16 protein-coding genes are annotated in these 25,430 nt (G+C 63.2%); 8 read left to right on the plus strand and 8 right to left on the minus strand.

From position 1 onward, the window contains the following. Window positions 1–95: 95 nt before the first annotated feature. The 3 genes from AC0V2Y_RS19545 to AC0V2Y_RS19555 form a co-directional block, all read right to left on the minus strand. Window positions 96–2,246 carry a M3 family metallopeptidase gene (locus AC0V2Y_RS19545; RefSeq protein ID WP_475416682.1) on the minus strand — a complete coding sequence of 717 codons (2,151 nt, stop codon included), beginning with the start codon at window positions 2,244–2,246 and terminating at the stop codon, window positions 96–98. A 227-nt stretch (window positions 2,247–2,473) separates the two neighbouring features. Beyond that, a complete protein-coding gene (locus tag AC0V2Y_RS19550; protein WP_475416683.1) occupies window positions 2,474–4,627 on the minus strand; it encodes a M3 family metallopeptidase in 2,154 nt (717 codons plus the stop codon). 154 nt (window positions 4,628–4,781) lie between these two features. Next, window positions 4,782–5,000, minus strand: a complete 219-nt coding sequence (locus AC0V2Y_RS19555) for a SlyX family protein (RefSeq protein ID WP_070290273.1) — start codon at window positions 4,998–5,000, stop codon at window positions 4,782–4,784. Window positions 5,001–5,160: 160 nt separating this feature from the next. Between AC0V2Y_RS19555 and AC0V2Y_RS19560 the strand changes: the two genes are divergently transcribed. Both AC0V2Y_RS19560 and AC0V2Y_RS19565 read left to right on the plus strand, forming a co-directional pair. Further along, window positions 5,161–5,544, plus strand: coding sequence for a type II toxin-antitoxin system RelE/ParE family toxin (locus tag AC0V2Y_RS19560; protein WP_475416684.1), 384 nt, complete (start codon window positions 5,161–5,163; stop codon window positions 5,542–5,544). Next, window positions 5,541–5,897, plus strand: a complete 357-nt coding sequence (locus AC0V2Y_RS19565; RefSeq protein ID WP_475416685.1) for an addiction module antidote protein — start codon at window positions 5,541–5,543, stop codon at window positions 5,895–5,897. The genes AC0V2Y_RS19560 and AC0V2Y_RS19565 overlap by 4 nt, the downstream gene beginning before the upstream one ends. An 11-nt stretch (window positions 5,898–5,908) precedes the next feature. Here AC0V2Y_RS19565 and AC0V2Y_RS19570 read toward each other — a convergent pair whose 3' ends face one another. Continuing rightward, entirely contained in the window at window positions 5,909–7,969 is a 2,061-nt protein-coding gene (locus tag AC0V2Y_RS19570; RefSeq protein WP_071326079.1) for a UvrD-helicase domain-containing protein, read from the minus strand. 209 nt (window positions 7,970–8,178) lie between these two features. On the opposite strand from AC0V2Y_RS19570, the gene AC0V2Y_RS19575 reads away from it, so the two are divergent. Next, window positions 8,179–8,664, plus strand: a complete 486-nt coding sequence (locus AC0V2Y_RS19575) for an SRPBCC family protein (protein ID WP_475416686.1) — start codon at window positions 8,179–8,181, stop codon at window positions 8,662–8,664. Between the two features lie 9 nt (window positions 8,665–8,673). Here the strand turns inward: AC0V2Y_RS19575 and AC0V2Y_RS19580 are convergent, their stop codons facing one another. Next, entirely contained in the window at window positions 8,674–9,795 is a 1,122-nt protein-coding gene (locus AC0V2Y_RS19580) for an HD-GYP domain-containing protein (protein ID WP_475416687.1), read from the minus strand. Window positions 9,796–9,960: 165 nt separating this feature from the next. Continuing rightward, window positions 9,961–11,409 (minus strand): dihydrolipoyl dehydrogenase, encoded by a 1,449-nt coding sequence (locus AC0V2Y_RS19585; RefSeq protein WP_475416688.1) that lies wholly within the window; start codon window positions 11,407–11,409, stop codon window positions 9,961–9,963. 128 nt (window positions 11,410–11,537) lie between these two features. Here AC0V2Y_RS19585 and AC0V2Y_RS19590 point away from each other — a divergent pair, with 128 nt between their 5' ends. Continuing rightward, window positions 11,538–12,428: an ArgP/LysG family DNA-binding transcriptional regulator gene (locus tag AC0V2Y_RS19590; RefSeq protein ID WP_475416689.1), complete on the plus strand. Its 891-nt coding sequence runs from the start codon at window positions 11,538–11,540 to the stop codon at window positions 12,426–12,428. Here AC0V2Y_RS19590 and AC0V2Y_RS19595 read toward each other — a convergent pair. Both AC0V2Y_RS19595 and hemE read right to left on the minus strand, forming a co-directional pair. After that, window positions 12,425–14,482, minus strand: a complete 2,058-nt coding sequence (locus AC0V2Y_RS19595) for a primosomal protein N' (protein ID WP_475416690.1) — start codon at window positions 14,480–14,482, stop codon at window positions 12,425–12,427. The two genes, AC0V2Y_RS19590 and AC0V2Y_RS19595, sit on opposite strands and share 4 nt — an antisense overlap. Window positions 14,483–15,324: 842 nt before the next feature. Beyond that, on the minus strand, window positions 15,325–16,410 hold the full coding sequence (hemE, locus tag AC0V2Y_RS19600) for a uroporphyrinogen decarboxylase (protein WP_070312001.1): 1,086 nt from the start codon (window positions 16,408–16,410) through the stop codon (window positions 15,325–15,327). A gap of 199 nt (window positions 16,411–16,609) precedes the next feature. Here hemE and AC0V2Y_RS19605 point away from each other — a divergent pair, with 199 nt between their 5' ends. The 4 genes from AC0V2Y_RS19605 to AC0V2Y_RS19620 all read left to right on the plus strand — a co-directional run bounded on the left by AC0V2Y_RS19605 (window position 16,610) and on the right by AC0V2Y_RS19620 (window position 25,319). Beyond that, complete coding sequence (locus AC0V2Y_RS19605; RefSeq protein WP_475416691.1) at window positions 16,610–18,553, plus strand: dipeptidyl-peptidase 5; 1,944 nt, start codon at window positions 16,610–16,612, stop codon at window positions 18,551–18,553. Beyond that, entirely contained in the window at window positions 18,550–22,731 is a 4,182-nt protein-coding gene (locus AC0V2Y_RS19610) for a DEAD/DEAH box helicase (protein WP_475416692.1), read from the plus strand. Before AC0V2Y_RS19605 ends, AC0V2Y_RS19610 begins: the two co-directional genes overlap by 4 nt. Window positions 22,732–22,800: 69 nt before the next feature. After that, entirely contained in the window at window positions 22,801–23,289 is a 489-nt protein-coding gene (locus AC0V2Y_RS19615; protein WP_475416693.1) for a hypothetical protein, read from the plus strand. Window positions 23,290–23,459: 170 nt separating this feature from the next. Continuing rightward, window positions 23,460–25,319 (plus strand): DUF885 domain-containing protein, encoded by a 1,860-nt coding sequence (locus tag AC0V2Y_RS19620; protein WP_475416732.1) that lies wholly within the window; start codon window positions 23,460–23,462, stop codon window positions 25,317–25,319. The last annotated feature ends 111 nt before the right edge of the window (window positions 25,320–25,430 follow it).

Consider the following 25,430-nt stretch of genomic DNA (forward strand, 5'->3'; position numbering starts at 1 on the left):
GCCTTCTTGTTTACATCTTACTCAATTCTACGCCGCCGGCACGGAAAGCTTGCGTGCACCATGTCAACGCAACGCAAGCTTCTGATGAGAACGGCTTACTTCGCGTTCAAGCCCCTGCGTTCCAGTAATGGTTCCACGGTGGCGTCGCGGCCGCGGAAGTCGCGGAACAGTTGCAGCGCATCGACGCTGCCGCCGCGCGACAGCAATTTGCTGCGGAACCAGTCGCCATTCTTGCGCGTCAAGCCGCCGTTTTCCTTGAACCAGTTGACCGATTCCGCGTCCAGCTTTTCCGACCACAGGTAGGCGTAATACGCCGCCGAGTAGCCGCCCGAGAAGCTGTGCGAGAAATACGTCGTGCGGTAGCGCGGCGGCACGGGCGCGTAATCGACACCAGCATCTTTCAGCGATGCCGCTTCAAAGGCCAGCACATCCGTCGGGATCTGGCTCGGCGCCAGCTGGTGCCAGCGCTGATCCAGCAAGGCCGCCGACAGGTATTCCGTCGTCATGAAACCCTGGTTGAATTTCTTCGCCGCCGTGACCTTGTCGAGCAATGCCTGCGGCATGGCCGCGCCGCTCTGGTAGTGCTTGGCGTAGTTTTGCAGCACTTCCGGCCAGACGGCCCACATTTCATTGACTTGCGACGGGTATTCGACAAAGTCGCTCGGCACGCTGGTGCCGGCAAAGCGCGGGTATTTCACGTTCGAAAACATGCCGTGCAGCGCATGGCCGAATTCGTGGAACATGGTCGTCACTTCATCGAACGTCAGCAAGGTCGGCTGGCCGGCGGGCGGCTTCGGAATATTCAATTGGTTGGCAACGACGGGATGCGTGCCCATCAGCGCGGATTGCGATACGTATTCATTCATCCACGCGCCGCCATGCTTGTTGCCGCGCGCATAGAAATCGGCGATGAACAGGGCCAGCGGCTTGCCGTTGGCATCCAGCACGTCGTAGACGCGCACGTCCGGGTTGTACACCGGTAAATCAGTGCGTTGCTTGAAGCTGATGCCATACAACTTGTTCGCGGCAAAGAACACGCCGTTGTTCAGCACGCTGTTCAGTTCCAGGTACGGTTTCAGCTCGTTTTCATCGAAATTGAAACGCTGCTTGCGCAGCTTGTCCGTGTAGATGGCCCAGTCGGCCGCTGCCACCTGGAAACCGCCCTTTTCCGCATCGACCACTTGCTGCAGGTCGGCCGCTTCGCGGCGCGCGTTGGCGACGGCCGGTTTCGCCAGTTCCGACAGCAGGGTGTTGACGGCCGTCGTGGTCTTGGCCGTCTGGTCTTCCAGCGAGTACGCGGCGTAGTTGGCGTAACCGAGCAAGGTCGCCCGTTCGGCGCGCAGTTTCGCCAGCTTCAGCACAATGGCGCGGTTGTCGAACTCGCCGCCCTGGCTGCCCCGGTTCAGCGACGCATCCATCAGGCGCTGGCGTGTCTTGCGGTCCGTCAATACGGCCAGCGGCGGCTGGCCGCTGGTATTGACCAGGGCGATGACGAACTTGCCCGTCAAACCCCGTTCCTTGGCGGCCGCGGCGGCCGTGTCGATATCGCTGTCCGTCATGCCCGCCAGCTCGGCACGCGTGTCGACGACGATGCTCTTGGCATTCGTTTCCTTCAGCACGTTTTGCGCGAAGGCCGTTTCCAGGCCTGCCTGCTCGGCGTTGTAGGCTTTGAGTTTTTCCTTGTCCGCATCGGACAGCTTGGCACCGGCGCGCACGAAATCCGTGTGATAGCGCTCGAGCAGTCGCAGGGATTCGGCATCGAGCCCCAGCTTGTCGCGCTTGGCGTACAGGGTGTCGATACGGGTAAACAGTTTTGGATTGAGCGTGATGGCGTCGCCATGCGCGGCCAGTTTCGGCGACACGTCCACTTCCACCGCTTCCAGCACGCTGTTCGTGTTGGTCGAGGTCATGTTGCTGAAGATGCTTTGCACGCGGTGCAGCAGCTGTCCCGTGCGCTCGAGGGCCACGATGGTGTTTTCAAACGTGGCCGGCTGGCGGTTGCTGGCAATCGCGTTGACTTCGGCCAGCTGGCGTTTCATGCCTTCGGCAAACGCCGGCGCGTAGTGACCATCCTTGATCAGGCCGAACTGCGGCATCTGGAATGGCAGCGGACTGGCTTTGAGCAAGGGGTTCTGGGCGCTGACGGCGGCGGCCGGTGCGGATTTCGCAGTGGCGGCCAGGGCGGAAGGAGCGGCGTGGGCCAGCATGACGCTGGCGGCGATGACGAGCAGTTGTGGACGGATCATGACATCTTTCAGGAAGCGCGGGGAAGAACCGCGATCGCGTCGCGGGCCAGTGGCAGATCATAGCAGCCTGTCACACAAGCGTCATCCAACATGGGCGATCCTGTGGTGCAGCACGCCAAATGCGCGGTTTACCACGGTTTACAATCAAAATCTCCAAATAAAAATGGCCGCCCATTGCCGGGCGGCCATTGATGTTCAGCACCGGCGAGGCCTGTGCTGGGGAGGAATTACTTGCCGTTCAAGCCACGGCGTTCCAGCAGCGGCTCGATCTTCGCATCGCGGCCGCGGAAGTTGCGGTAGATGTCGAGCGCATCGGCGCTGCCGCCGCGCGACAGCAGTTTATTGCGGAACCAGTCGCCGTTCTTGCGCGTCAGGCCACCGTTTTCCTTGAACCACTCGACCGTGTCGGCATCGAGCTTTTCCGACCACAGATACGCGTAGTAGCCGGCCGAATAGCCGCCCGCGAACGCGTGCGAGAAATACGTGGTGCGGTAGCGCGGCGGCGCCGGGGCGAAATCGACGCCCGCGTCCGTCAAGGCAGCTTTCTCGAACGCCAGCACGTCGGTGGGGATCTGTGCCGGGGTCAGCTGGTGCCAGCGCTGGTCCAGCAGGGCCGACGCCAGGTATTCCGTGGTCTTGTAGCCCTGGTTGAAATTGTCGGCCGCCGTTACCTTGGCCAGCAGTTCGGCTGGAATGGCCGCGCCCGTCTGATAGTGCTTGGCGTAGTTTTGCAACACTTCCGGCCACAGCGCCCACATTTCATTGACTTGCGACGGGTATTCGACGAAGTCGCGCGGCACGCTGGTGCCGGCGAAGCGCGGGTATTTCACGTTCGAGAACATGCCGTGCAGCGCATGGCCGAATTCGTGGAACATGGTGTTGACTTCGTCAAACGTCATCAGGGTCGGCTGGCCCGCTTCCGGCTTTGGAATGTTGAGGTTATTCGCGATCACCGGCTTGCGGTTCAGCAAGCTCGACTGGCCCACGTAGGCATTCGCCCAGGCGCCGCCGCGCTTGTTGCTGCGCGCGTAAGGATCGAGCGTAAAGATGGCCAGTTGGGTGCCGTCTTCATTGAAGACGTCGTACACCAGCATGTCCGCCGTGTAGACGGGCAAGTCCGTGCGCTGCTTGAAGGTCAAACCATACAACTTGCCAGCGGCAAAGAACACGCCCTTGGTCAGCACGCTGTGCATTTCAAAGTACGGTTTGAGTTGATTCTCGTCAAAGTTGTAGCGTTCGGCGCGCACCTTGTCGCTATAGAAGGCCCAGTCGGCGGCGCCCACCTTGAAGCCGCCCTTGCCCGCATCGATGACCTTCTGGATATCGTCCGCTTCACGGCGCGCATTGACGACGGCCGGCTTTGCCAGCTCGCCCAGCAGGGCGTTCACGGCGGTGGTGTCGTGCGCCGTCTGGTCTTCCAGCGAGTAGGCAGCGTAGTTCGGGTAGCCCATCAGCGCGGCACGTTCGGCGCGCAGCTTTGCCAGTGCCAGCACTTCCTCGGTGTTGTCGAACTCGCCGCCACGGCTGCCGCGCGCTTGCGATGCGGCCATGATGCGTTCGCGCACCGCGCGGTTGGTCAGCAGCGACAACGGCGCCTGGCCCGTCGTGTTGACGAGGGCGATCAGGTATTTGCCATCGAGGCCGCGCTTCTTGGCCAGGCCGGCGGCCACTTCGATGGCGGCCGGCGACAGGCCGTCCAGTTCTTCGCGCGTATCGACGACGACGGCCGACGCGTTCAATTCCTTCAGCACGTTTTGCGCGAACTTGGTCGACAGGGCAGCCAGCTGGCCGTTGTAGGCGCGCAGCTTTTCCTTATCAAGCGCCGACAGCTTGGCACCGGCGCGTACAAAATCGGTGTGATAGCGTTCCAGCAGGCGTTTCGATTCCGCATCAAGGCCCAGCTTGTCGCGCTTGGCGTACAGGGTGTCGATGCGCTTGAAGAGTTTGTCGTTGAGCATGATCGCATCGCTGTGGGCCGCCATCTTCGGCGCCAGTTCGCGTTCCAGGCCCTGGATCGTCTCATTCGTATTCGAGCCGGACATCACGGAAAACACGGTGCGCACGCGGCCCAGCAGCTGGCCCGAGCGTTCCATGGCGACGATGGTGTTGTCGAAGGTGGCCGCTTTCGGGTTATTGGCAATCGCGTTGATTTCCGCCAGGTTGGCGGCCATGCCTGCCGTAAAGGCGGGCGCGTAGTCGGCGTCCTGTACCTTGTCGAACGGCGGATACTGGAATGGCAGGCTGCTCGCCTGCGCAAACGGGTTCGAGGCGGGCAAGGCTGCGGTAGCGGCGGGCACGGTAGTAGCGGCGGTGGCGGCAAAAGCGGCGGCTGGCGCCAGCATCAGGCTGGCGGCGATGACGAGCATTGTAGGACGGGTCATGTCTTCTTTCAAGGAACGCAAGAGAGCCGCGATTGTGTCGCGGGCCAGCTTGAAATAATAACAGCCTGAAACACTTGCGTCACCAGCAACTACCGATGGTAGCGATACGCCCGTACAGCAAAGGTTTTCATGCGCCGTACATGAAAATGTTTGTTTAGTAATGCGGCGGACGCTCGTTGACCAGCCCGCCATTTGCCTGCTGCGCCCCGTCGCGCACATGCTCGCCCAGCTTGTGCAGCATCGCTTCCAGCTGGTCGATGCGCTTGCCCTGCTGGTACACCATCTGGTTCAGCGACTCGACCAGGTCTTCCTGCTGCGCCAGCTTGATTTCGATATCGACGAAACGTGTTTCCATCTGTTCTGCATTGTCCATGGTGCTCTCGGTGATTCCTGACTGAAAGGGGCATTCTACCGCCGCAGCGGCGTGAGCCAGGACAAACAAGCGGCATTCTTCCCGAGGCGGTGCCGATTTCTGCCTATTCTCTCCGTATGGCTGAATCAAACCGCTTGACGAATGAGAACAAACGATTACAATGAACACACCAGCGCCACCCGAACCAGTGCGGATCGATACGCGCAAGACGGCCGAATACCGGCGCTGGGAAGATTCCCTGCACGATGTGGCGGCCGCCGCCATCGATGCCCGCATCAAGCACTTACAGCACGGTAAGAAGGGCGACTGGCGGCCAGTGGGCGAAGGCGTGTGCGAACTGCGTTTTTTACAGACGGGACCCGGCTGGCGCGTGTATTTTCATGAAACGAATCGGGGCACCCTGATCTTGCTGCTACTCGGTGGCAACAAATCGAACCAGCAACGCGACATCAAACAGGCGCAAGCGATCCTCAGGGAGCTGAAAGCCCGGCAGGCGGCCATGCGGAAAGCGGCGGCGGCATCCACAGGAGCACGAAAAAAATGAATCAAGCTATCGACCATGACACCTTCGACCTCGACGACCTGGCAGCATTAGGCCTGAGCAAATTTGATCCAACGCAACACCTGACCAGCAAGGCTGCCGTGGCCGCCTACATGAGCGAAATCGTCGCCACCGGTAACGCGGAACTGTTCCAGTCGGCCATGAACGATGTGGTGCGCGCCTATGGCATGGGCAAGGTGGCGGCCCGGGCCGACATCACGCGCGAAGGCGCGTATAAAGCCTTGCGCGAAGGCAGCAAGCCGCGCTTTGAAACCATTTTGAAGATGCTCGATGCGCTGGGCATGCAGCTGGCCATCGTGCCGAAAGCCACGCCCGACGGCGCCGTGGAAGCTTGAACAATCCTTAATTAAACTTTCGGCGCGGCCAGCAGCGCCTTCATGCGCGCCAGACGTTCTTTCGGCGAAATCACTTCCGCCTCCGTCGGCACGGCGTCGCCCACGTCGAGCTGCATTTCCTTGATGAAGCGCGACGGGTCGCAATGCACTTGCTCGCCGGCCCGCTTGCGCTTCTTGCACCAGGTAATGTGCAAGGTGCGCTGGGCGCGCGTAATGCCCACGTACATCAGCCGCCGCTCTTCCTGGATGCGCGCGGCGATGGTTTCGGCCGGCGCGTCCGCGTCGCCCTTGTGCGGCAAGATCCCCTCTTCCACGCCCACCAGAAACACGTGCGGGAACTCAAGACCTTTCGACGCGTGCAGGGTCGACATGCGCACGGCGTCCTGCTCCTCATCCTTGCCCTCGAGCATGGTCATCAAGGCTACCATCTGCGTCAGTTCCAGCACGTTCTTTTCTTCGCCGTCGCGGTCCTTGCCGCCCCGGCCCCGCTCTTTGAGCCAGTTGACGAATTCCAGCACGTTCTGCCACTTGCTTTGCGCCTGCCGTTCCTCGAAGGCATCGTACAGATACGATTCGTAGTGGATTTCCTTCATCATGTCGTCCAGCACTTCGGCCGCGTTGTCGCCGCTGCCGGCCGCGCCGGGGCGGCTGGCGCGCGATTCCAGATCGTTGATGAAGTTGCAGAAATCGCGCAGGGGACCCAGCTGGCGGTCCGTCAGCTTGGCCTCGATACCGCCCTTGAACACGGCCTGGAACAGCGAGCACTGCCACTGCCCCGAAAACGCGCCCAGCACCTCCAGGGTCGACTGCCCCACGCCACGGCGCGGCGTCGTCACGGCGCGAATGAAGGCCGGGTCGTCGTCCTCGTTGGCCAGCAAACGCAGATAGCTGATGATGTCCTTGATTTCGGCCTTGTCAAAAAAACTCTGGCCGCCCGAAATCGTGTACGGAATGCGTTCCTTGCGCAGACATTGCTCGATGATGCGCGCCTGGTGGTTGCCGCGGTACAGAATCGCGTAATCGGAAAATTTATTTTTTCGCTCGAAATGGTCGGCCGAGATCATGATGGCGACCTGCTCCGCCTCCTGCTCGTCCGTCTGCATGCCCAGCACCTTGATCGGCTCGCCCAGGCCGTGTTCCGACCACAGCGACTTTTCAAACAGCTTGGGATTGTTGCCGATGACGGCATTGGCCGCATTGAGCACGCGCATGGTGGAGCGGTAATTCTGCTCGAGTTTGATCACGCGCAAATCGGGGAAATCCGTTTCCAGCGTTTTCAGGTTTTCCACGGTGGCGCCGCGCCACGCATAGATCGCCTGGTCATCGTCGCCCACGGCCGTAAACATCGGCTTCTTGCCGATGCCCGTCACCATCAGTTTCACCAGTTCGTATTGGCAGGTATTCGTATCCTGGTACTCGTCGACCAGCAGGTAGCGCAAACGGCGCTGCCACTTGTCGCGCACGGGGCCGTTGTTGCGGAACAATTCCACGGGCAGGCGGATCAGGTCGTCGAAATCGACGGCCTGGTAGGCGGAGAGCGTTGCCACATAGCTGCGGTAGATACGCGCCGCGTTCGCTTCATCTTCATCCTTGGCTTGCGCCAGCGCCATGTCCGGATCGATCAGGCCATTCTTCCACAGCGACATGGCGTTCTGGATGCCGCGGATCACCTGTTTATCGGTGGTAATGGCGAGGTCTTGCACGAGGGAAAAACAGTCGTCGCTATCCATGATGGAAAAGCGGTCCTTCAGCCCCACGCCATTGGCTTCCTGGCGCAGGATTTTCACCCCCAGCGAGTGGAAGGTCGACACCGTCAGCTGCTTGGCCTGGCGCGGCTGTTTCAACAGCTTGGCGATGCGCTCCTGCATTTCCAGCGCCGCCTTGTTGGTGAAGGTCAGCGCGGCGATGGTGCGCGGGTCGTAGCCCCGGTCTTCGATCAGATGGGCGATCTTTTGCGTGATCACGCGCGTCTTGCCCGAACCGGCGCCCGCCAGCACCAGGCAAGGGCCGTCGAGGTAGGTAACCGCTTCGCTTTGGGGCGCATTCAGACCGAACTGTGGTGCTTTGGACATCAGGGTATTTCCGCAGGGAACAGCAGCCCATTGTAACAGCGTCGCGCCCGCCATTTGCACGGCGATATCTGCATGAAAAACAGGCAACGGCATTGATATATCGCCATATGCCGCCATCTTGGCCGCTGCAATGCGTGCGGCGCGGCCACGCCTGGAGTACCATTCCGCCTATATCGCCCGCGCGCGCCCACTTACCGAATGGCAGTCCCATGAAATTTGAACACCTGATTGAAATCAACGATCCCTTGAACCCGCTGATCGACACCCTGAGCCTGGAACAGGTCTGGCGCGGCCTCGTCTTGCGCGCCGAGTCACCGAAACTGTTCGTGCCGCACCTGGATGAATGCCGGATCAGCGAGCGCAGCGATGCCGGTTTCGCGCGCAGCCTGCGCTACGGCGAGCTGGTCATCAACGACAAGGTGGTGCTGGTGCCGCAACTGCAGGTGCGTTACGAAGTGCCAGCGCAACAGGATATCAGCGCCTCTTCATTGGTCATGACCATCGAGATGCCCGACGAAGCGAGCCTGTGGGTACGCTTCCAGTACGACGACGGCCACGACGCGGCCACCGATGCGGCCAACGCCCTGTACGACGACTTCCGCCGCTCCGCCTACAAGGAATCCGACATCGACACGGTGCGCATCATGCGCGAGCTGGCGCTCGAGGGACGGCTGGATGCGGGTCTGCTGAATTAAGCTCCCGCGCTAAATCCGTGCGCTGCGGCCCCATAGCTGGTCGGGGCGAAACTGCAAGCCCGCCTGCTCCGCGCTGAGCACTTCGCGGATGGCGTGCAAGTCCACGCGCGTGTCGCGCCGCAACGGCACGTCCAGGCGCGCGCCGCGGGGGCCGATCAGCGACTGCACGTGGGGCGTGGTGGCATTCAAACCCTTGCGCGTGACGACGCCGATTTCGCCATTCAACAGCTTGACGAAGGTGCCGACGGGGTAGATGCCCAGCTCGCGCACCAGCAGGGATGCCAGCGGCGCATCCAGCGTGGCCTTGTCGGCCAGCAACATTTCACGCAAGGCCACGTTCGGCAGCAGGGGCTGGCGGTAGCTGCGCTTCGAGACGCGCGCGCAATAGCGGTCTGCCAGCATGATCAAGCGCGCGCCGATACCGATCGCCTCGCCTTGCGTGCCCAGCGGATAGCCGCTGCCATCGATATTTTCATGGTGCTGCAGCACGGCTTGCAGCCAGACGGCGTCCGTCACGCCCGCCGCGCGCAGCAGGTCGACGCCGGCTTGCGGATGGGCGCGCAAATAGGCGCGCTCCTGCGCGTCCAGCGGGCCCGCCTTGTGCTGGAAATCCGCATGGCGCTCCAGCATGCCCACATTCATGCTCAGCGCGGCCAGCACCACGCTGCGGATCACGCCATCGTCGAGCTTCAGCGCGCGCGCCAGCAGGGCCGCGATGACGGCCGTGTCGACGCTGTGCCGCACGGCAAAGTCGCCCGCGCCCTGGTTGTGCAGGATGCAGGCCAGCGCCACGTCGGCGTCCAGCACAACGGCCTCTTCCACCAGCTGCGCCAGCGGCGCCAAGGACAAGTGGCTGCCCGCCTGCCCGGCGGCGATGACCGGCAAGACAAGGGCCAGCCCTGCCGTGACGAGGTTCAGCATGCGCAGGGCCGACGGCGCTTCCGTGGCCGTGCGCGGTACGTCGGCGCTGGTATCGGCGATGACGCCGCGCGCCAGCAGCAATGCGATCTGGTTTTCGCTGCTGATGACATGGCCCAGCCTGGCCAGCAAGCCGCCCGTCTCGCCATGCACGTCCCAGGGCAGGGCCACGCCCAGGGCGAGTTCTCCCGCGTAAATGCGCCGAATTTTCACATCGTCTCCATCATCGCCTGCACCCGCTTGTTTTTACCATCGTGGCATCAGCGGCATGTGCCAATTGAAATGTTTTTTGCTTTTAATCAATATTTCAATGTGGCAGCGATGATCGCGCAATCATGTGCGCTTGTCTACAAAATTATATAAAGCATAAAGTTGCATTCAAGGTCCTGGCGTGCAGTCGGCGCAGCCGGGCGCATGTTCCGGGTCTTTTTCCAGGTGCAGGGCCAGCTCGCGCAAGGCCGTGCGCACACCTTCCTCGATGACGGGGTGGTAGAACGGCATGTCGAGCATGGCGGGCACCGTCAGCCGGGCCTGGCATGCCCAGGCCAGCAAGTGGCCCAGGTGTTCCGCCCGCGGGCCGATCATCTCGGCGCCGAGAAAGCGCTTGCTGCCGAACTCCGCATACACGCGCAGCAAGCCCTGGTTTTGCAGCATCACGCGGCTGCGGCCCTGGTTGCCGAACGACACGGCGCCGACGGCAAAGCGGCCCGCGTGGCTCACGCACAGTTGCTGGTAGGTGGCGCCCACGGTAGCGATCTGCGGCTCCGTGAAGGCGATCGCCAGCGGCGTGCGGCGCAAGCCGGGCTTCACCTCGGGATAACGGGCCGCGTTCTCGCCCGCGATGCGGCCCTCGTCGGCCGCTTCGGGCAGCAGCGGCAAGGCGTTGTCGGCATCGCCCGCGATGAAGATGGCGCTCTTGCCGCACTGCATGGTGTGCGGGTCATGCAGGGGGATGCCATGGCGGTCGAGCTCGATTTGCGCCGTGTCCAGGCCGATCTTGTCCACATTCGGGCGGCGGCCGATGGCGGCCAGCACGTACTCGAACTGTTCGGTTTTTTCCACGCCCGCATCATCGCGGCTGGTGAGCGCGATGCCGCCGCCATCCGGCGTTTTTGCCATGTGCGCGACCTGGGTCATGAAACGGATATCGAGTTCGCGCGCCAGCACGGCATCGGCCTCCCGCAGCACCAGCGGGTCCGTCAGCTGCGCGACTTTATTGCCGCGCGCAAACACCGTCACGCGCACGCCCAGCCGCGCCAGCGCCTGGCCCAGTTCCAGGCCGATGACGCCGCTGCCGACCACGGCGACCGATTGCGGCAAATCCGTCCACTCGAACACGGCGTCGCTGCTGATGACGCGCTCGCCCGCCGCCTGCCACTCCGGCGGCACGATGGGCGTGGAACCGGTAGCGATCACCACGCTGCTGGCCTCGACGAGCGTATGCTCATCCACCTGCAATTTACCGGGGGAAATAAAACGCGCATGGCCGCGCAATTTTTCTTCGTCGGGGATGGCGTTGACGCCGTCGAGCACGAAGCCGACAAAGCGGTCGCGCTCGCTGCGCACCCTGGCCATCACTTGCCGGCCGTCGATGCGCACGGGCCCGGGATGCACGCCAAACGCGGGCGCGGCAGCCACCGCATGGGCCGCCTCGGCCGCCGCGATCAGGAGCTTGCTGGGCATGCAGCCCACGCGCGCGCAGGTCGTGCCGTACGGCCCGCTTTCGATCATCAGCACGCGCTTGCCCTGCATGCGCGCCGCCCTGTGCGCCGTCATGCCGGCCGTGCCGCCGCCGATCACGGCCACATCCACTCGTATCGTTTTCATCGTGCTATCCATCCACCGAAGTTGCTCACAGCGTTCGATACTACCCGTTTGCTGAAAATAAGGTTTTACTTTGCAGCAATATATGCATTAGTATAACTAATCATTTTCAAAATTTATAAGCTGAGCTAATGAGATCACTCGATTATCGCGCGCTGGCCGTGCTGGACGCCGTCGCCAGCCATGGCAGTTTCGACAAGGCCGCCCTGGCGCTGGGCATCACCCAGTCGGCCGTCTCGCAGCGCATCAAGGCGCTGGAAGACGCCAGCGGGCGCCTGCTGATCATCCGTGGCCAGCCAGCCGTGCCGACGGGCCTGGGCCAGCGACTGATCGTGCATCACCGCAACGTCAAGCTGATGGAAGCGTCGCTTGACATCGACCTGGGCAACAGCGTCAGCATGCCGGAAATCGCCATCGCCATCGATGCCGACAGCCTGGCCACGTGGTTTCCCGACACCTTATCCGCCCTGCTGGCGCCGCCCCGCTGCCAGCTCGACGTGCGCCTGGCCGACAGCGACAGCGCCTTGCAGATGGTGCGCGACGGCTCCGTGTTCGGCTGCGTGGCGGCCGAATCCGGCACGGCGATCGACGCGGCGGCCGCCACCAGCGTCACGCCGCTGGGCACCTTGCGCTATGTCTGCGTGGCCACGCCCGTGTTTGCGGGCCACTGGTTCGGCGACGGTTTCAGTGCCGAGGCGGTGCAACTGGCGCCCGCCGTCGTGGGCCAGCACGGCTTGCTGGCGCGTTTCCTCGCTGAACAATTGAGCCTGCGCGAACCGTTTCCGCACCATACCTTGCCCGTGGAAGCGGCGCGCCGCGCCTGCGTGCAGGATGGCCTGGCCTACGGCCTGATGCCGCAGCGCCTGGCCGCGCCAGCGCTGGCGACGGACCGTCTCGTGGATCTGCTGCCGGGCCGCACCCTGGACGTGCCCCTGAGCTGGCACGCCTGGACCCTGGACACGCCGTTTACCAAGCTGCTGTCGGAACAGATCGTCAAGGCCGGGCGCGACTACCTGGTTTAAATGTCCAGCGGGTCCACTTCCAGCGACCACTTGACGCGCGTCTTCATGGCGCGCAGTTCCGCTAACCATTCCTTCAAAAACGCCTGCAAGGCCGGCCGCGAGGGCGATTCCAGCAGCAGCTGGGCGCGGTCCACGTTGTAGACGCGCGTCATGCTCATGGGAATCGGGTCATTGATCGTCACCTGCGGGTGTTCCATGCATTCCTTGGCCGCCTGCAGGAATTCGATAGCGGTCGCCAGCTCGGGCGCCTCGGCGCGCAGGAGGGCCTGGAACAGATACGGCGGCAACGCCGCCTGGGCCCGCTCTTCCAGCAGAGTGGTGGCGAAGTGGTCGTAATCGTGGTTGACGACGGCGTCGTACAGCGGATGGCGCGCATAGCGCGTCTGGATCAGCACTTCACTGACGCTGCCCCCTTCCGTCTGCGCGGCCCGCCCGGCCCGGCCCGCCACCTGCATCAGCTGGGCGAACAGCCGTTCGCTGGCCCGGTAATCCTGGGAAAACAGGGCCGTGTCCGGATTCAAAATACCGACCAGGGTCAGCTTTTTGAAATCGTGGCCCTTGGCCACCATCTGCGTGCCGATCAGGATATCCACTTCGCCCCGGTGCACGGTGTCGAACGCTTCCTGCGCGCTGCCCTTCTTGCGCGTGGAATCGGCATCGATGCGCAAAATGCGCGCCTCTGGAAACAGTTGCTGCAAGCCCTCTTCCACCCTCTGCGTGCCGCGTCCCAGCGGCTGCAAGTCGACGTTGCCGCAGGTGGGGCAATGGCGGGGGATGCGCAATTCCAGGCTGCAATGGTGGCAACGCAAGCGGTGTTCGGGCTTGTGCAGCACCATGAACGAGGTGCAGCGCGTGCAATTGCTGATCCAGCCGCACGATTCGCAGCAGATCACGGGAGAATAGCCGCGCCGGTTCAGGAACAGCAGCGACTGCTCGCCGCGCTCCATGCGCAGTTTCAAGGCGGCGACCAGGTGTGACGTCAAGCCATCCTTCGGCTTGTCGCGCTCCATGTCGAGGATCTTAACGCGCGGCAAGACCGCATTCTTGACGGCCCGCTCGCGCAATTCCAGCTTGCGGTAGCGCCCCGTCTGCGCGTGGTGCCAGCTTTCCAGCGAGGGCGTGGCCGAACCGAGCACGATGGGGATCTGCAATTGCCAGGCGCGCCACACGGCCAGATCGCGCGCCGAATAGCGCAAGCCTTCCTGCTGCTTGTAGGACGGGTCGTGCTCCTCGTCGATGACGATCAGTTTGAGTTTCGGCAAGGACGCCAGGATGGCCAGCCGCGTGCCGAGGATGATGCGCGCCTGGCCCTGGTGCGCGGCCAGCCAGTGCAGCATGCGCTCGCCTTCGGACAGGCTGCTGTGCAGGGTGGCCAGCATGACGCCGGGAAAGCGCGCGCGGATATTGCCTTCCAGCTGGGGCGTGAGGTTGATTTCCGGCACCAGGATCAGGATTTGCGCATCGTCCTCGCGCGCCAGCACCTGGGCGCAGGCTTGCAGATACACTTCCGTCTTGCCGCTGCCCGTCACGCCGTACAGCAGGGTCGGTTTAAAACCCTGGGCGCCGCCGATGGCGTCGGCCGCTTCTTGCTGAGCGGCATTCAAGGCCGGCATGTTCAGCGGCGTGCCGTCGTGCGCGTCGGCCAGCTTGCCCAGCTTCTTGATGGCGCGGTCCAGCGCCACGGTGGTCAGCACGCGCAGGTTCTTCGGCAAGCCCGGCAGGGCCACCTCACCGAGCGGGCGCTGGTAGTAATCGGCGGCGAAGGCGGCCAGCGCCAGCCATTGCTCCGACAGCGGCGCCAGCTGGCTGCGCACGGCCAGCACGTCCTTCATCTTCGCGGCGGGCACGTCGGTGCTGTCGGACACGCCGACGATCAGCCCCATCACTTCGCGCCGGCCGAACGGCACCAGCGCCAGCTGCCCCACTTGCGGCAGCGGCACGGCAGCGTCCACGCCGGCATCCGCCGCCCCGTTCCAGCGGTAGTCGAACAGGGCGTTCAGGGGCGTGTCGAGCGCGATTTTCAGGATGCACGACGTCAAAAGGCACTGCGGCATGGAGGTATGGCCTATCTCAATAAAAAAGCGCGCCGCAGGGGCGACGGCGCGGCGGGATGTCCGGCATCAAGCCAGCGGGCCATGATACTTGTTTCGTCCGTCAAACGCCTAACGGCAGACAGCACGGCGTGTCATCGTGCCAGAAGAAAATTCTGTGGATAACTTTGTGGACAAAGCAAAATTAACTTTCAGAAAAATGTGGATAGAAAATTTCGATCGCCGTCAAGAGCGGCACGCAAGAAAAATTAACCATTTAAAATCAATGGCTTAAAAATTGATGCCCGGGAAGCGCCAAATCCGTGGGACATTTCCGCCGCTGTGCATAACTGAACCATTTATGATTTTTTTATACAGCAATCCGCACCGTTTTGATGCGCCCTATGCGGAAAAACACGGGCCGCATGCGGCAAAATTGACAATTGCCGGGCAAGCGTTCGGTTTTACCTGACGGACGGCGAAACATTGTTCAATTATCATGCACTGCAACATGCACTTCAGGTGAAACCTGAACATCGTCGCTAAGTATCGGTTAACAAAATACTTTTCAATTTTATCCACAGAATCTGTTGATAACTTTGTGGACAATGAAGGAATAAGGCTGGCGGACGAAAGAATAACCTTATCAATAGCAACAAAGTCCGCCGAACAAGGCATTTTTTATCTCTTAATAATCAAGCACTTGCAAAGCTCCCCCGGGCATGGCTTTGACACTGCCTGTTATTTCCGCAGCAAAAAAAAATGTGCATAAGTCGGTATTTTCTTGCTAGGGTGCAGCAAAGAAAAAGGCAGGCTTCCACCGGAAAGCCTGCCTTTTCTGCCCCTGCGCCAGGGGATGCGCTTGCTTACTGGCCGCTGCGCATGGCGCGGCTCATGCTGTGCACGGCTTCCACCATGGCCGCCACGGATTCCGGCGGCGTGAACTGGGAAATGCCATGGCCCAGGTTGAACACATGGCCCGTGCCTGCCGACGGCGCGCCGAAGGCGTTGAGCACTTTCGCCACTTCCGCGCGGATCTGCTCGGGGCTGGCGAACAGGATGGCCGGGTCGAGGTTGCCCTGCAAGCCCACTTTATGCCCCACCAGCTGGCGCGCGCGCGTCAGGTTGACGGTCCAGTCCAGGCCCACGGCATCGGCGCCGATGTCGGCGATCTGCTCGATCCACTGGCCGCCGCCCTTGGTAAACACGATGGCGGGAATCTTGACGCCATCCTTGTCGCGTTTCAGCTGCGCCACCACTTGCTGCATGTAGGCCAGCGAGAATTCCTGGTAGGCGCCGTCGGCCAGCGCACCGCCCCAGGAATCAAAGATCATCACGGCTTGCGCGCCGGCATCGATCTGCGCATTCAGGTATTGCGCCACGGAGGTGGCGTTGATCGCCAGGATGTGGTGCATCAGGTCCGGGCGGTTGTACAGCATCTTCTTGATGGTATGGAACTCTTTCGAGCCGCCGCCTTCCACCATGTAGCAGGCCAGGGTCCACGGGCTGCCGGAAAAACCGATCAGCGGCACGCGGCCATTGAGTTCCGTGCGGATCTGCGTGACGGCCTTGAAGACGTAGTCGAGCGACGCCAGGTCCGGCACCTGCAGCGCCTTGACGTCCTGTTCCGTGCGCAGCGGGCGCTCGAACTTCGGCCCTTCGCCATCGGCGAAATACAGGCCCAGGCCCATCGCGTCCGGCACCGTCAGGATGTCGGAAAACAAAATCGCCGCGTCGAGCGGGAAGCGCTCCAGGGGCTGCAGGGTCACTTCGGTCGCGTAATCGGGATTCTTTGCCAGGCCCAGGAAGGAGCCGGCCCGCTCGCGCGTGGCGCGGTATTCGGGCAGGTAGCGGCCCGCCTGGCGCATCAGCCAGACAGGGGTGTGCTCGGTCGGCTGGCGCAGCAGGGCGCGCAGGAAGGTGTCATTCTGGAGCGGAGCAAATTGTGGCATGGCAGGCAATCGAGCTTGGAGAAGCGGTATTATCGCATCCAATCGCCGCCATTTCATTGATTCCGGTGCCGCTTTGCAGCATTTGCCACGCACAGCGATGACTTTCGTTGTGCCTGACCTTCCATTATGATGATGCACGCCGCCGCGCTGCCTGACGCCGCCTGGAGGCCCCCTCTTTCCACCACGACACGGAGCCCGCATGACCTCGACCGCATCCATCACCCCTTATGGCATCTGGCCATCGCCGATCAGCGCGGCCACCGTCGCCGCCGGCGCCTCGCCGCTGACGCAGCTGGCCCTGGGCGGGGCGGACGGCGCCGACGTGTTCTGGCTGGCCGGGCGCGCCAGCGAGGCGGGCCGCAACACCCTGCTGCGCCAGCGCGGCGCGCGGGTCGATGAACTGACGCCGGCACCGTTCAATGTGCGCACCCGCGTGCATGAATACGGCGGCGGCGCATATGCCGTTGCCGGCGACACCGTGTATTTCTCGCATTTCGCCGACAATTGCCTGTACCGCGTGAGCGGCGACGCCGCGCCCGAAGCGTTCACCACGGGCGGCAATACGCGCCACGCGGACTTCGTCGTCGATGCGGCCCGTGCCCGCCTGATCGCCGTGCGCGAACAGCATCCGGACGCAGGCCACGCGCATCCGGAAAACTGCCTGACCGCCGTCGGCTTCGACGGCCGCGAAACGGTGCTGGCGCGCGGTCACGATTTCTATGCCGCACCGCGCTTGTCGCCGGACGGCAGCCAGCTGGCCTGGATCAGCTGGGACCACCCGCGCCTGCCGTGGCAAGGCACGGAACTGTGGCTGGCCGACGTGCACGCGGATGGCACGCTGGGCTCGCCGCGCCTGATCGCCGGCGGCGCGCGCGAGTCGATCTGCCAGCCGGAATGGTCGCCGAGCGGCTTGCTGCACTTCGTTTCCGACAGCAGCGGCTGGTGGAATTTGTACCGCCTGCACGGCGCCGACATCGAGGCGCTGTGCCCGATGGAAGCGGAATTTGCCACGCCGCACTGGACCTTCGGCGGCAGCATGTACGGTTTCCTGTCCGACGACGAGATCGTCTGCACGTATATCCAGGCCGGCGTCAGCTACCTGGCGCAGCTGAACGTGGCGGCGGCCAAGCTGGAGCCGATCCCGCACCCGTACCAGGAAATCCGCGAACTGCGCGTGGGCCCCGGCTTCGTCGCGCTGCTGGGCGGCAGCCCCACCATCGCGCTGGAACTGGCGCGCATCGATTTGGCTAACCATGAGCTGGAAGTGCTGGCGCAGTCGATCACGGCCTTGCCCGCGCTGGCTTACCTGTCCGTGCCGCGCAGCTTGAGTTTCCCTAGCAGCAATGGCCGCACGGCCTACGCCTTCTTTTATCCGCCGAAAAATGACGACGTGCAGGCGCCGGCGGGAACCTTGCCACCCGTCATCGTCATCAGCCATGGCGGCCCCACCAGCATGGCCAGCAATACCTTGAAACTGGCGACGCAGTACTGGACCAGCCGCGGCATCGGTGTGCTCGACGTCAACTACGGCGGCAGCAGCGGCTTCGGCCGCGAATATCGCGACGCGCTGCGCGGCCAATGGGGCATCGTCGATGTGGAAGACTGCATCGCCGGCGCCCGTTACCTGGCGGCCAACGGCCTGGCCGACCCCGAACGCCTGATCGTGCGCGGCGGCAGCGCGGGCGGCCTGACGACCCTGTGCGCCCTGACCTTCCACGACGTCTTCAAGGCGGGCGCCAGTTACTATGGCGTATCCGACCTGAAAGGCTTGGACGACGATTCGCACAAGTTCGAATCGCGCTACACCGATTACCTGATCGCTTCGCAGCCGCAAGCCGAGGCGCTGTACCGCGAGCGCTCGCCCATCCACCACACGGATAAATTGTCGCGCCCGATGATCTTCTTCCAAGGCCTCGATGACAAGGTGGTGCCGCCGCAGCAGTCGCAGCTGATGGTCGACGCCCTGCAGGCGCGCGGCGTGCCCGTCGCGTATGTGCCGCTCGAAGGCGAGGGCCACGGCTTCCGCAAGGCGGAAAACATCGTGTGCACGCTGGAAGCGGAACTGTATTTCTACCAGCGCGTATTCGGCCTGCCCGTGGCGGCCGGCGAGCCGCCCGTGCACATCGCCAACTTGCCCGCATGACCGACCCGCATGCAGACCAGCGCTTGCTGGATGAATTCGCCGCCCTGGAGCAGCATGAACAGATGATCCTGGCCTTGCTGGCCATCGCGGGCGAACCGGTGGGCAAGCATGCCGTGTATGAACACTTGCAGCGCGCCAATGTCGTCGAGCCGGACGGCACGCCGTTCGCCCTGCTTACCGTCACGGGCATGCTGCAACATTTGACGCGCCACGCGCTGGCGTCCGAAGTGGTGGGACGGGGCTATGCCTGCGAGGCGAAATTGCGCTGGCCCGCCATGCGCGCCGCCATCGAGCACCTGGTATTTCGCGACCTGTGCCAGGCCATCGAGCTGATCAACCCCGTGCGCCGCAACTGGGATGGCTATGTGGAGCTGCGCAGCTACCGCCAAGGCGTGGCGCGCCTGCGCATCGCCCTCTTGCGCAACGACGAGGTGCGCCAGGTGGCCGCCATCCTGGCCGCCTGCATGGCCTGCTATGAAGCGCAGCAGCTGCATCCGCTGATCGAGATCTTCGGCCGGCCGTTCGAGCCGGAAATGTTGTCTTTCGTCATGCCGCAATTGCAGGACGACATCCTCGCCGTGCTGCTGGGCAACGCCCCGCGCGAACCGGCCACGGCGCACGCCATCCGCGCGTACGCGCGCGCCCACCATGCGCGCCAGGCGGCCGCCGGCGACCACATCGGCGCAGCCCTGCCGCTGGCCCTGGCCGAGGACGCCCTGCTGTGCGGCGAACTCGACGCGGCCGCGCGCTACCTGGCGGGCCAGCAGGGGCCGCAGGCGCTGTTTATCGACAGCAGCATCGCCCTGTTGCGCGGCGAACACGCCCACGCCGTGGCGGGCTTCGAAACGGCCTTGAAAGGGCTGCGCAAGGAAACGGGCAAGCGCAAGCTGTGTTTTACGGGCATCGGCGGCCACCTGTACGTGTTGGCCCTGCTGCGCGGCAACGATGCCAAGCTGCTGAAAAGCGCGGAAACCTACCTCGATATCGCGCTGCATGCGCAACCGAACCACGACAGCATCGTCTACCAGCAACTGAACACCTTGCGCCTGGTGCGCGCCGGCGTGCAGCAGGCGGACAGTATCCCTACGCGCAGCTGGGAAACGGCACTGCAGGCGCAGCTGTTCCAGGCCTTGCTGTACTACTGGCTGGCGCTGCCGCAATTGAGCGAACGCAAGGACCAGCTGCGATCGCTTGTGCAGCAAGCGGACGCGGCCGGCTACGACCTGATCGCGGCGCAGGCGGCCGGCTTGCTGGGCTTGCTGGGCGAACCGCAGCAGGAGCGCTATGCGACGGCCAAGCGCGCGCAGCACGGTCTGACGGACATGGCGCCGTGGTTCGAGCGCCAGGAAGCGTGGCAGCGCCAGCTGAGCGCCCTGATCAACCTGCAGCAGAACACGCCCGCCGAAGCCATCGGCAGCGTCTCGCGCCTCGTGTGGCTGGTGGCGTTCGACCCGCGCTTCGGCTTGACGGCCGTGGAAGTGCGCGAGCAGAAACGCGACGCGCGGGGCGGCTGGAGCAAGGGCCGCGCCATGGGCCTCAAACGCCTGGCGGAAGAGGCGGGCGACATCGATTTCCTCACGCCGCAGGACGCGCGCGCGGCGGGCAGCATCGCGCCGTTCAAGCAATACTATTCATCGGCACCGCGCTATGAAATCGAGCTCGACAAGGCCGCCATCTTGCTGGTGGGCCACCCGCTCGTCTTCTGGCTTGACCACCCCGACACGCGCGTGGAACTGATCGCCGGCGCGCCCGAGCTCCTGATCAAATCGCACGAGGGACAGCTGTGGCTGGGCATGCAGCCGCCCTTGCCCGACAACGGCGGCAATGTCGTCGTGCAGCGCGAGACGCCGACGCGCCTGCGCGTGGTGCACATCCTCGACGAACACCGGCGCATCGGCGCCATCGTGGGCCTGGGCCTGTCCGTGCCCCTGCATGCGGAAAAACAGGTGATGCAGGCGATCGGCGCCATCTCGTCCATGGTCACCGTGCAATCGGACATCGGCGGCGGCGCGGGCGATGCGGAAGTCATCACGGCCGACCACCGCCTGCACGTACACCTGCTGCCCTACCAGCAGGGTTTGAAAATGCAGATTCTCGTGCGCCCGCTGCTCGACAACGGCGCCTATTACGCACCGGGCAGCGGCGCCGAAAGCGTGTTTGCCGATGTGGCGGGCCGGGCCGTGCAAGCGCGGCGCGACCTGAATGCGGAACGCGAAGCGCAGCGCCAGCTGATTGGACGTTGCCTGGTGCTGGAAGAGGCGGAAGAAGAGCATGGCGAGTGGCTGCTGGGCCAGCCAGCGCTGGGCCTGCAATTGCTGGTGGAGCTGCAATCGCTCGACCCCGCCGGCATGGTCTTGGCCTGGCCCGAAGGCGAAACCATGCGCGTGTCGAAGCGCATCGACAGCGGCCAGATGCGCCTGAATATCAAGAGCGAAAAAGACTGGTTTGCCGCCAGCGGCGAAGTGCAGATCGATGAAGACAAGGTCATGGATTTGCGCGCGCTGCTCGATTTGATGCAGAACAATAAAAGCCGCTTCGTGGCCTTGGGCGACAACCAGTTCCTCGCCCTCAGCGATGAATTGCACCGGCGCCTGTCGGAACTGGCCGCGTATGGCGAAGCGCATGCCGATGGCGTGCACATCCACCCGCTGGCCGCGTTTGCGCTGGAAGAGCTGGCCAACGATGCGGGCGGCGTGAAGGCCGACAAACTGTGGCGCGAACACCTGCTGCGCCTGCGCGCGCTCGACGACTATCAACCGCAGCTGCCCAGCACCCTGCAGGCCGACTTGCGCGATTACCAGCTGGCCGGCTACGAATGGCTGGCGCGATTGGCGCACTGGGGCGTGGGCGCCTGCCTGGCCGACGACATGGGACTCGGCAAGACGCTACAGGCGCTGGCGCTGATCCTGGCGCGCGCGCCGAACGGCCCCACCCTCGTCGTCGCCCCCACGTCCGTGTGCATGAACTGGATCAGCGAAGCGCAGCGCTTCGCGCCGACCTTGAACGTCAAACTGTTCGGCAGCGGCGACCGGGCCGACATGCTCGACACCTTGCAGCCGTTCGACGTGGTGGTGGCCAGCTATGGCTTGCTGCAGCAGGAAGCTGCCATGTTTGCCGGCGTGCGCTGGCATACGATCGTGCTCGACGAAGCGCAGGCGATCAAGAATGGCGCCACCAAGCGCTCGCAAGCCGTGATGGCCCTGCAAGGCGACTTCCGCATGGTGGCCAGCGGCACGCCGCTGGAAAACCACCTGGGCGAACTGTGGAATCTGTTCCGTTTTATTAACCCGGGCTTGCTGGGCACCCTGGACCAGTTCAATTTGCGTTTTGCGGGACCGATCGAAAAGGATCAGGACAAGCGGGCGGCGGCCGGCGCGCGCCTGCGGCTGCGCCGCCTGATCGCGCCGTTCATCCTGCGCCGCACGAAGACGCAAGTGCTGTCAGAATTGCCGTCACGCACGGAAATCGTGCTGGAAGTGGAATTGTCGCCGCAGGAAACGGCGCTGTACGAATCCTTGCGCCGCGAAGCGCTGGAAAAGCTGGCCATGGTGGAAGGACCGGCCTCGAAAAAGGCCATCCAGATCCTGGCCGAGATCATGAAACTGCGCCGCGCCTGCTGCAATCCGCAACTGGTGGCGCCGGAACTGGGCCTGGCCAGCAGCAAGCTGGCCGCCTTCGCCGAACTGCTGTCGGGCTTGCTGGAAAACCGCCACAAGGTGCTCGTCTTCAGCCAGTTCGTCGACCATTTGACACTCATCCGCAAGCACCTGGAGCAGCATGGCGTCAGTTATCAGTATCTCGACGGCAGCACGCCCATGCAGGAGCGCAAGCGCCGCGTGGATGCCTTCCAGGCGGGAGACGGCGACGTCTTCCTGATCAGCCTGAAGGCGGGCGGCATGGGCATCAACCTGACGGCGGCCGATTACGTGATCCACATGGACCCGTGGTGGAACCCGGCCGTGGAAGACCAGGCCTCAGACCGCGCCCATCGCATGGGGCAATTGCGCCCCGTTACCATTTACCGGCTGGTGGCGAAACACACGATCGAGGAAGGCATCGTCGAATTGCACCAGCACAAGCGCGATCTGGCCGACAGTCTGCTGGAAGGCAGCGACGCGGCCGCGCGCATGTCGGCCAATGACATGCTGGGCATGCTGCAGGAGGGCTTGAAGCGATGAGCTTGAAAAAATGCACGGGCAAGCCGCGTTCCATGCGATGATCGTTTTTCCCTGTTTTGATGCCACGCCATGACCGACTATATCGCCACCAGCGCCGGCCAGCGCGCCACCTTTTTGTGCGGCAAATCCTGGACCGCCTATGTCAGCACCTTCATCATCGCCGTGCTGCTGTTCTTTGCCGCCCTGCCGCTGGCCTTCAAGTACAACGCGCGCGCTGCCTTCGTGGTGCTGATCGGCTCGGCGCTGATCGTCGGCTACCGCCTGCTGACCATCCGCAGCTATCAGCTGTACTACGACGAAGCGGGCGTGTGGCTGGCGTCCGGCATCTTGCCGTGGAAAAAGAAACTCACGGGCGTCAAATGGCGCGACATGGATGAAGCCGACTATGAAACCAACTTCTGGAGCTGGCTGTTCCAGTCCTACACGGTGCGCGTCGGCCAGCGCTACACGCAGGAAACGGAAATCCACGCCACCGGCATGGCGCGCGGCAAGGATGCCGTGGCGGCCATCAATGCGCGCCACCAGGACATGCTGCGCAGCAGCGCCATCGTCGTCTAGCGCGGCGCCGCTCCCGGCGCAAAAAACTGCGCAGCGGCGGCAATTAATGCTAATCTTTGGGCCGCCCAGGCAAGCAAGGCCAACCTTTCAATAGTTGTTTGTTACTTATATTATCAGTTTATTATTTCCTGATGAGAACAAACGGCAAAATATTCAAGAGATAAACTATGCTGATCAAAAATAAAGTTGCGCTCGCCGCATTGATGATGGCTTTTACCCTGACACCGGCCAGCGCCGCCAAGAAGCCGCAGAAAAGCGGCAAGGCCGGCACCAGCAGCAGCAAGAAAAAAACCGTCGGCAAGAAAGCGGCCGTCGTCACGGCGGCCACGGCAGCCACGGTCGCGGCCGTCGCCAGCGAGAACAGCAGCGACCGCTCCATGAATAACCTCAGCGGCCAGTTCCTCACGGCCCTGTGGCGCCTGGATCCGGAAAGCGCGATTTCGGTCGGCAAGTACGATGGCGCCGCCAACCTGAGCATTCCCGACGCGGCCAGCCGCCAGAAGCAGCTGGCCTTCATCGAAGAATGGCTGGGCAAGTTCGGCAAGCTGAATGCCGGCAAAATGTCGGACAAGCAACGCACCGACCTGGCCTTGCTGACGAATAAATTGCAATCGGACCGCTGGTATCTGACCACCTTCCGCGAATTCGAATGGAATCCCGCCCAGTACAACGTGGCTGGCTCCATCGATTTCATCCTCAACACGGAATACGCGTCCCAGCCGCAGCGCCTGCGCACCTTGCTCAAGCGCATCGCCAGCGTGCCGCAATACTATGCGGCCGCGCGCGCCAGCATCGTCAATCCCACGCGCGAACACACGCAGCTGGCCATCGCCCAGAGCGCCGGCGTGCTCAGCGTGCTTGACGACCTGAACAAGACGGCACAGGGCTCCATCCTGACGCCGGCGGAAAAACAGCTGTACAACGCCCGCATCGCCGCGGCCCGCACGGCCGTGCAAGGCTATGCGGCCTGGCTGACGGAACAGGATGCCGCGCTGGCGCAGAACGGCAATGCGCGCTCCTTCCGCATCGGCAAGGATTTATATGAACAGAAATTCGCCTACGATATCCAGGCCAGCGTCAGCGCCGAGCAGATGTACCAGAAAGCCCTGGCCGCGCGCGAAAAGCTGCTCGAGCACATGGACACCTTGTCCGACGAGCTGTGGGTGAAAACCATGGGCAGCACGGCCAAGCCGGCGGACCGCACGGCGAAGATCGGCATGGTGATCGACAAGCTGTCCAGCAACCACGTGGCCCCCGCCGACTTCGTGCCGGAAATCCGCCGCCAGATCCCGGAATTGCAGGAATGGGTGACCAGCCACAACCTGCTGACGATGGACCCGAAAAAGCCCCTCGTCGTGCGTGAAACGCCCGCCTACCAGCGCGGCGTGGCCGGCGCCAGCATCGAGGCGCCCGGCCCCTACCGCCCGCAGGACCGCACCTATTACAACGTGACGCCGCTCGACGGCGAAACGCCGGAACAGGCGGAAAGCAGCTTGCGCGAATACAACCACTGGATCTTGCAGATCCTGAACATCCACGAAGCCATCCCCGGCCACTACACGCAGCTCGTGTACGCCAACAAGTCGCCGTCGCTGGTCAAATCGATCTTCGGCAATGGCGCCATGATCGAAGGCTGGGCCGTGTATGGCGAGCGCATGATGCTCGAATCGGGCTATGGCAACAATGCGCCGGAAATGTGGCTGATGTATTCGAAATGGAATTTGCGCAGCGTCACCAACACGATCCTCGACTACAGCGTGCACGTGCTGGGCATGACGGAAGCGCAGGCGCTCGACCTGCTGACGCGCCAGGCCTTCCAGACCAAGCGCGAAGCCACGGAGAAATGGCGCCGCGTGCAGTTGAGCTCGGTTCAGCTGACCAGCTATTTCAGCGGCTACAGCGAAATCATGGACTTGCGCGAACAGCGCAAGCAAGCGCTGGGCAACAAGTTCGTGCTGAAGGATTTCCACGAGCAATTCCTCAGCTACGGCAGCGCGCCCGTGAAAGTCATCAAGGAATTGATGAATTAACTCGCACGCCTCCTCAGCTTGCAAAGGGCGCCGCGGCGCCCTTTTTGCATGCGTTTGCGCCGCCGCAAACCACCGGCATCCCCGTCTATTAAGCTGACGGGAAGGCAGGCG

This window comes from Janthinobacterium sp. BHSEK, from assembly GCF_056174685.1.